This window comes from Marinomonas sp. BSi20584 (assembly GCF_002792415.1).
Classification (GTDB): Bacteria; Pseudomonadota; Gammaproteobacteria; order Pseudomonadales; family Marinomonadaceae; genus Marinomonas; species Marinomonas polaris.
The window spans coordinates 20169-27031 of sequence record NZ_KZ454903.1; the positions used below are offsets into that span (position 1 = coordinate 20169).

The 6863-nt window shown below is 42.1% G+C and carries 9 protein-coding genes; 1 reads left to right on the forward strand and 8 read right to left on the reverse strand.

Annotated features, from left to right (window positions below; translation table 11 throughout):
- Positions 1 to 46: 46 nt before the first annotated feature.
- From TY87_RS21585 to TY87_RS21620, 8 genes are all read right to left on the reverse strand, one after another.
- Positions 47 to 439 carry a sugar 3,4-ketoisomerase gene (locus TY87_RS21585; protein WP_100188639.1) on the reverse strand — a complete coding sequence of 131 codons (393 nt, stop codon included), beginning with the start codon at positions 437 to 439 and terminating at the stop codon, positions 47 to 49.
- Entirely contained in the window at positions 436 to 1317 is an 882-nt protein-coding gene (rfbA, locus tag TY87_RS21590) for a glucose-1-phosphate thymidylyltransferase RfbA (RefSeq protein ID WP_100188640.1), read from the reverse strand. Before rfbA ends, TY87_RS21585 begins: the two co-directional genes overlap by 4 nt.
- The gene (gene rfbB, locus TY87_RS21595; RefSeq protein WP_100188641.1) at positions 1314 to 2399 is read right to left on the reverse strand and encodes a dTDP-glucose 4,6-dehydratase; all 1086 of its coding nucleotides are present in this window, start codon (positions 2397 to 2399) and stop codon (positions 1314 to 1316) included. The genes rfbA and rfbB overlap by 4 nt, the downstream gene beginning before the upstream one ends.
- Before the next feature lie 97 nt (positions 2400 to 2496).
- The gene (locus TY87_RS21600; RefSeq protein ID WP_100188642.1) at positions 2497 to 3663 is read right to left on the reverse strand and encodes a nucleotide sugar dehydrogenase; all 1167 of its coding nucleotides are present in this window, start codon (positions 3661 to 3663) and stop codon (positions 2497 to 2499) included.
- Positions 3660 to 4151: a hypothetical protein gene (locus TY87_RS21605; protein ID WP_100188643.1), complete on the reverse strand. Its 492-nt coding sequence runs from the start codon at positions 4149 to 4151 to the stop codon at positions 3660 to 3662. Before TY87_RS21605 ends, TY87_RS21600 begins: the two co-directional genes overlap by 4 nt.
- Entirely contained in the window at positions 4148 to 4447 is a 300-nt protein-coding gene (locus TY87_RS21610; protein WP_100188644.1) for a nucleotidyltransferase domain-containing protein, read from the reverse strand. The genes TY87_RS21605 and TY87_RS21610 overlap by 4 nt, the downstream gene beginning before the upstream one ends.
- A 27-nt stretch (positions 4448 to 4474) precedes the next feature.
- Positions 4475 to 5467: an NAD-dependent epimerase gene (locus TY87_RS21615; protein ID WP_100188645.1), complete on the reverse strand. Its 993-nt coding sequence runs from the start codon at positions 5465 to 5467 to the stop codon at positions 4475 to 4477.
- 493 nt (positions 5468 to 5960) lie between these two features.
- Positions 5961 to 6281: a MarR family EPS-associated transcriptional regulator gene (locus TY87_RS21620; protein WP_100188646.1), complete on the reverse strand. Its 321-nt coding sequence runs from the start codon at positions 6279 to 6281 to the stop codon at positions 5961 to 5963.
- Between the two features lie 357 nt (positions 6282 to 6638).
- On the opposite strand from TY87_RS21620, the gene TY87_RS22960 reads away from it, so the two are divergent.
- Positions 6639 to 6770, forward strand: a complete 132-nt coding sequence (locus TY87_RS22960; protein WP_269777529.1) for a hypothetical protein — start codon at positions 6639 to 6641, stop codon at positions 6768 to 6770.
- The last annotated feature ends 93 nt before the right edge of the window (positions 6771 to 6863 follow it).

Genomic DNA, 6863 nt, shown 5'->3' on the forward strand with positions numbered 1-6863 from the left:
AAACAAAACTGTCTTGTTTGTGCATCGGCCAATAGGTGTATATAACTCATGATTTAGTTTTCTCTGTAAATTCTTTATAGTCAGTAATATAATCAGCCGAATCATAGTAGCTATCAGCAAATACTAACAATACACAATCATCGGAGAAGTCATGCATGGTTCCCCATACAAGAGCATCTTGTAGCAACCCTTTGTTAGGCGCATTGAGGTGATATGTTACTTTTTCAGTACCATCATCTAATGTCACTTTGCAGCTCCCACTTACAGCCATTAAGTACTGTTTAGTTTTGTAGTGAGAGTGATTTCCTCTTGGTACATCTGGTTGTGTTCCATAAATATAAAAAACACGTTTTACTTCAAAAGGAACATCTTTATTTGATTCAATTGCAACCAATTTTCCACGATGATCACCGAGAATTTTATGCTCACTCAAACTCATACAACACCTTCTATCAAATCTAATAAATACTGACCATAGCTGTTTTTTTGTAGCGGTTTAGCCAACATTTGAAGTTCTTCTTTTGTTAGCCAACTCTGATAAAAAGCAATTTCTTCCAAACAAGCGATTTTATAACCTTGACGTTTTTCTATGGTTTCGACAAACTGAGCCGCTTCTAACAAACTTTCATGAGTGCCAGTATCTAACCAAGCAAACCCACGACCTAGCATTTCGACATTCAGCTTATTCTGCTTTAGGTACATTTCGTTAAGGCAAGTAATTTCTAACTCTCCACGCTCAGAAGGCTGTACCTGTTTTGCCAACTCAACCACTGAATTATCGTAAAAATACAACCCAGTCACAGCAAAATGAGATTTTGGTTTAGCTGGTTTCTCTTCAATCGAAATGGCTTTTTTATTTGCATCAAATTCCACTACACCAAAGCGCTCAGGATCTTTTACCTGATAACCAAAAACAGTCGCACCTTGACCATTTTTCGCGTTTTCTACGGCTTGCCTTAGCTTAGGAGTAAATCCTTGACCGTAAAAAATATTATCACCCAAAACCAAACATACATCATCATCATCGATAAACGCTTCACCAAGAATAAAGGCTTGCGCAAGTCCATCTGGACTAGGCTGAATGACATAACTTAATTCGATTCCAAACTTAGATCCATCGCCCAAAAGTCGCTGAAAGCTACTCTGATCCTCCGGCGTTGTGATAATGAGTATTTCTCGAATACCCGCCAACATAAGCACAGAAAGAGGGTAGTAAATCATTGGTTTGTCATAAACAGGAAGTAGTTGTTTAGACACCCCGATGGTAATCGGATAAAGCCGCGTACCGGAGCCTCCCGCTAAAATGATACCCTTCATTGTTGCAACTCCTGCTCTAAAGTACCCAACCGCTCTCGCTGATAAGAGCCATCCTGCACGTTATGACACCAATCTTGATTAGCTAAATACCATTCAACTGTTTTTCGAAGCCCTGTTTCAAAGGTTTCTTGTAGTTGCCAATTCAACTCTCGACTCATTTTAGATGCATCTATCGCATAGCGACGATCATGACCTGGGCGATCTGTCACAAAAATAATTTGTTCTGCGTATTGAGTATCTTTAGGTCGAAGCTCATCCAAGATTTCACAAATGGTTTTCACCACGTCAATGTTTTGCTTTTCGTTGTGGCCGCCTATGTTGTAGGTTTCACCCACCTTTCCTTCCGTTACGACTTTGTACAAGGCCCGAGCATGGTCTTCTACGTACAACCAATCACGTATTTGATCACCTTTGCCATATATAGGCAGAGGCTTACCTTCTAGTGCATTTAGAATAACCAATGGAATAAGCTTTTCAGGAAAATGATAAGACCCATAGTTATTGGAACAATTTGTCACTATCGTTGGAAAACCATAAGTTCTTAACCAAGCTCGAACCAAATGATCACTAGATGCCTTACTGGCAGAATATGGACTACTAGGAGCATAAGACGTGGTTTCAGTAAATAATGGTAGCGTACCAGTCATTTCATCAGGGTGAGGCAAGTCGCCATACACTTCGTCTGTGGAAATATGATGAAAACGAAAAGTGGCTTTACGACTTTCCTCTAAAGAATTCCAATACTCACGAGCCGCTTCCAATAATGTGTAAGTTCCCACTATATTGGTTTGAATGAAATCTGCAGGACCAGTAATAGAGCGATCAACGTGACTTTCGGCTGCTAAATGCATCACTGCATCTGGTTGGTGTGTTTGGAAAACACGATCTAGCTCTTCCCTATCGCAAATATCAATTTGCTCAAATGCGTAACGATCTGACTGATCAAAATTCGCAAGGCTTTCAAGGTTCCCCGCATAAGTCAGCTTATCGACATTCACTACACTGTCTTGGGTGTTTTGGATAATATGGCGGATCACTGCCGAACCAATAAAACCCGCGCCGCCTGTCACTAAAATTTTCATTAAATCGCTTCCATATTTTCTAAAATCATTCCAATTCAGAATTTGTCAGATCACGCCTCGTGCCTCGGCTAATCTGACCTACGATCTTATCTATTATCTAATCACTTCCAAACAAATCACGGGTATAGACTTTATCCACCACATCATTCAAAACGGTGTCTTGTCTATTGGCGATAATCACATCCGCTACGTTTTTAAATTCTTCTAGATCTTTTATGACTTTCGAGCGGAAGAATTCCGTTTCCTCTAACACTGGTTCGTATATCACCACTTCAATGCCTTTGGCCTTTATCCGCTTCATGATACCTTGAATAGCTGATGCTCGAAAATTGTCGCTGCCGGTTTTCATCACCAGTCGATAAATCCCCACCACTTTCGGGTTACGCTTAAGCACAGAGTCGGCAATAAAGTCTTTACGGGTTGAATTAGAATCCACAATCGCACGAATCAGGTTGTTAGGCACGTCTTGGTAGTTGGCTAATAACTGTTTGGTGTCTTTAGGCAAGCAGTAACCACCGTAACCAAAGCTTGGGTTGTTGTAGTGGTTGCCAATGCGTGGGTCTAACGACACACCATCGATGATTTGTTTGGTGTCTAAACCATGAGATTCGCAGTAGGTATCCAGCTCATTAAAATAAGCAACACGAAGGGCTAAGTAGGTATTAGAAAATAACTTAACCGCTTCGGCTTCTGTGCTGTCGGTAAAGAGTATTTCGATATCGTCTTTTAGAGCGCCCTGTTTCAGCAAGCCAGCAAATACTTCAGCTCTAGGTGAGCGCTCACCAACAATGATTCGAGATGGATACAAGTTGTCATGAAGGGCTTTGCCTTCCCGTAAGAATTCAGGCGAGAAAAAGATATTCGATGTATTGAATTTCTCATTCACGCTTTTCGTGTAGCCCACTGGCACAGTGGATTTAATCACCATGGCCGCCTTGGGGTTAATCGCCAATACGTCTTGGATGACGCTTTCGACCGACTTGGTATTGAAGTAGTTCGTATTAGGGTCGTAGTCTGTTGGCGTGGCAATAATCACAAATTCCGCGTCTTTATAAGCGGCGTGCTTATCTAACGTCGCGGTAAAATTCAGTGTTTTGTTTGCCAAGAAGTCTTCTATTTCAGTGTCAACAATGGGTGATTGCTTGTCGTTAAGCATCGCCACCTTCTCAGGAACGATATCGACAGCAATAACGTCATTGTGCTGCGCCAGCAACATGGCATTCGATAGGCCAACGTAGCCGGTTCCGGCAATGGCGATTTTCATTTATGTAATCCTCTACCGTTAAGGTCAGTATTTATGGCTTCTGCAACACCAATTAAAAAATCTAAACTGTCGTAAGCTGTTTGCAATGCGTCTACCAGTAGGTTTAAGTCTTCAATATACTCATGAATCATTTGATTTCTCAGTTGTCGTAGTTCTAGCCACAACTCAACTGAAGGCAATACGCCAATTTTTTCCGCTTTATCTAAATTCTCAATAGCAACGTTGGTCTTTTCTTCTAATATATCCAGCCATGCAGGTAGTAGTTTATCGCCTAGTGTGTCCTGCAATCGACAAAATCGGCTTATAAATGCCTCCAGCTGTTCAGCAAGTTCTTCGTTACTGTCCAACTGCCTAGCTAACTCAAGAGTAAACGGCTGATAAAATATTTTAGAGGCAGAATAGTTTAAATGATGAATTTCTCTATCAACCACTCGCCGTAAAAATACTACCCTTTCTAGCTTATCAACGGCGTTATTTTTGGGTTTCATAATAAAACACCTTTGCTCTGTGCTATTTGATGTATCGGTAAGTGCTGTAAGTTAGGTGCAGACAATAAAACATCTACGTTACGACCTTGGAACAATCTAATGAGTCGTGCGCTTATCTTTGATGACAATACAGCTGGGTGTTCAACCACATGATTTAGAGTAATCAGTAAGTCTATGTCTCCGCCTTTTTTGTCGTCATCAACACGAGAGCCAAACAAGGTCACTTGTGCGCCTTCTCCAGCGAGCATGGCAACCACTTGCTTTATGGTTTGCACCTGACTATTTGTTAATCTCATTTTACGCACCTCATCCAGCCTATGATTTTAGCTATTCAGTTCTTCTTGAAAGGCTTTGTACCATTCGACAAATTTCACCATGCCATCTTGAATAGACGTTGCTGGTTTGTAACCAACCATCGCTTCAAGTTGCGCCGTATCTGCGTAAGTTTTTGGTACATCACCCGGTTGCATGTCCATGTAGATTTTCTCAGCGGGTTTGCCGCAGGCGGTTTCAATCGCCTCGATGAATTCAGACAGTTGAATCGGTTGATTATTGCCAATATTGTAAATCGCGTAAGGCGCTGTCGTACCTTGGCTGTGTTGTGCTTGTGGCAGCACATCTTGAATGCGTATCACCCCTTCCACAATATCGTCGATGTAAGTAAAGTCACGCATCATTTTGCCGTGGTTAAATACCTTTATCGGCTTGTCATTCAAAATGGCTTCCGTAAACAACCAAGGCGCCATATCAGGACGACCGCCTGGACCATATACCGTAAAAAAACGTAATCCTGTCGTTGGGATGTTATAAAGATGGGAATAAGAATGTGCCATCAACTCGTTGGCTTTTTTGGTGGCGGCATATAAGGAAACCGGATGATCAACCGTATCGGATTCACTGAATGGGATTTTGGCGTTCATGCCGTAAACGGAACTGGAAGAGGCATAGACAAGGTGAGCCACTTTATTCTGGCGGCAACCTTCTAAAATAGTCATCATGCCAACTAGGTTGCTATCTACGTATTCAAAGGGGGCTTCTAATGAGTAGCGCACGCCCGCCTGTGCCGCGAGGTGAATTACTCGCTGGAATTGTTCTTCTACAAACAGCCGAGACATGCCTTCACGGTCAGCAAGATCCAGTTTTACAAAACGAAAGTTTTCATACGGCAATAATTGCTCGAGACGATGCTGTTTCAGTGCGGGTAGATAGTATGCGTTCAAGCTGTCAAGGCCAACAACGTCGTGACCCGCTTCTAACAAGCGTTTGCACACATTCATACCAATGAAGCCTGCGGCTCCGGTGACTAAAAACTTCATTTTATCGTATCCATAATTTTTGAAATCTTGTTTATTGCCAAATAATTTACATCGTCAGATAACGCCTCGTACCTCGGCTCATCTGACCTACGAGGCGGCATTTCGATTTCATCGGTAACAGCCAATCGTCAGATCACGCTTCGTGCCTCAGCTAATCTGACCTACGAGGCGGCATTTCAATTTCATCGGTAACAGCCAATCGTCAGATCACGCTTCGTGCCTCGGCTAATCTGACCTACGAGGCGGCATTTCGATTTCATCGGTAACAGCCAATCGTCAGATCACGCTTCGTGCCTCAGCTAATCTGACCTACAGGCCGACCTACATAACGCGTTTCTCGTCTCGTCTGATCTACGAGGCGGCATTTCAATTTCATCGGTAACAGCCAATCGTCAGATCACGCTTCGTGCCTCGGCCAATCTGACCTACAGGCCGACCTACATAATGCGTTTCTCGGCTCGTCTGACCTACGGGCCGATCTACAAGTGACACGTTATGTTTTCACTTCTTGCCGTAGTTGTTCTATTTCTTTTTCTAGGACTTCGTGTTCTTTTAGTTTTCGTTGCAGAAAGCGCTGCGTAAGAGAAACCTTTTCTTCTATGCCTTTTGGGGTAAGTAGGTATAGGTAGCCCATTTTGTTGGTGCTATTTTTAAAATTTTCCGCTTTTATTAGGCCTTTTTCTATTAGTGCTTTTAGGCAAAAGTTGGCTTTTCCTAGGCTAATATCTAGGCGCTTGGCCAGTTCGCGTTGACTAATATCAGGATCTTGCTGTAGTTCTTTTAAAATTTTGTAGCGGTATTCGTCGGTTAACATTTAAGCACCTTAGATATAAAACTAAGAGTGATGCATAAATACGAAAAATAATAAGCGCGGAAAGGTGTGGTATGTGAAGGTGCGAGTGTGCTTTCCATGCATTTACCTCGTTTTATGTTATCCATTTTAATTACTAAAGAACTATTAACCCCATCCTAGCTTCCCCTTGGAAGTTATAAGAGGAAAGGACAAATATATGCTGCGTTCAATTGGTGAACAATGATAATACAAGACATGAAATCATGCAAAGAATGTGTTCGAAAAGAGTTTGTAAAGCGGACATTTTTTAAGCTTTTTTGGTTATATAGATAGAAACGAAATCCGTTTTAGGTTTTGGTTGATGCGGTAAATTGGGCGATGATGGTTTGTATTGTGTTTTGTAGGGCATCATTAGCGGAGCGTTATGTGCCGTTTGACGGTGTTGGTTATGAATGTCAGATTACGCCTCGTGCCTCGTCTCATCTGACCTACGGGATGTTGTGTGTATAGTTGGTTTGTATTGTGTTTTCGTAGGGCATCATGAGCGGAGTGTAATGTGCCGGTTGATGATGTTGTGTTTTCGTAGGGCATCATGAACGAAGT

Bases quoted from the DNA above. Each gene is read 5' to 3' on its own strand.
- TY87_RS21600 (WP_100188642.1), bottom strand. From the start codon at position 3,663: ATGAAAATCGCCATTGCCGGAACCGGCTACGTTGGCCTATCGAATGCC.
- TY87_RS21605 (WP_100188643.1), bottom strand. From the start codon at position 4,151: ATGAAACCCAAAAATAACGCCGTTGATAAGCTAGAAAGGGTAGTATTT.
- TY87_RS22960 (WP_269777529.1), top strand. From the start codon at position 6,639: ATGATGGTTTGTATTGTGTTTTGTAGGGCATCATTAGCGGAGCGTTAT.
- TY87_RS21615 (WP_100188645.1), bottom strand. From the start codon at position 5,467: ATGAAGTTTTTAGTCACCGGAGCCGCAGGCTTCATTGGTATGAATGTG.
- TY87_RS21610 (WP_100188644.1), bottom strand. From the start codon at position 4,447: ATGAGATTAACAAATAGTCAGGTGCAAACCATAAAGCAAGTGGTTGCC.
- TY87_RS21585 (WP_100188639.1), bottom strand. From the start codon at position 439: ATGAGTTTGAGTGAGCATAAAATTCTCGGTGATCATCGTGGAAAATTG.
- rfbB (WP_100188641.1), bottom strand. From the start codon at position 2,399: ATGAAAATTTTAGTGACAGGCGGCGCGGGTTTTATTGGTTCGGCAGTG.
- TY87_RS21620 (WP_100188646.1), bottom strand. From the start codon at position 6,281: ATGTTAACCGACGAATACCGCTACAAAATTTTAAAAGAACTACAGCAA.
- rfbA (WP_100188640.1), bottom strand. From the start codon at position 1,317: ATGAAGGGTATCATTTTAGCGGGAGGCTCCGGTACGCGGCTTTATCCG.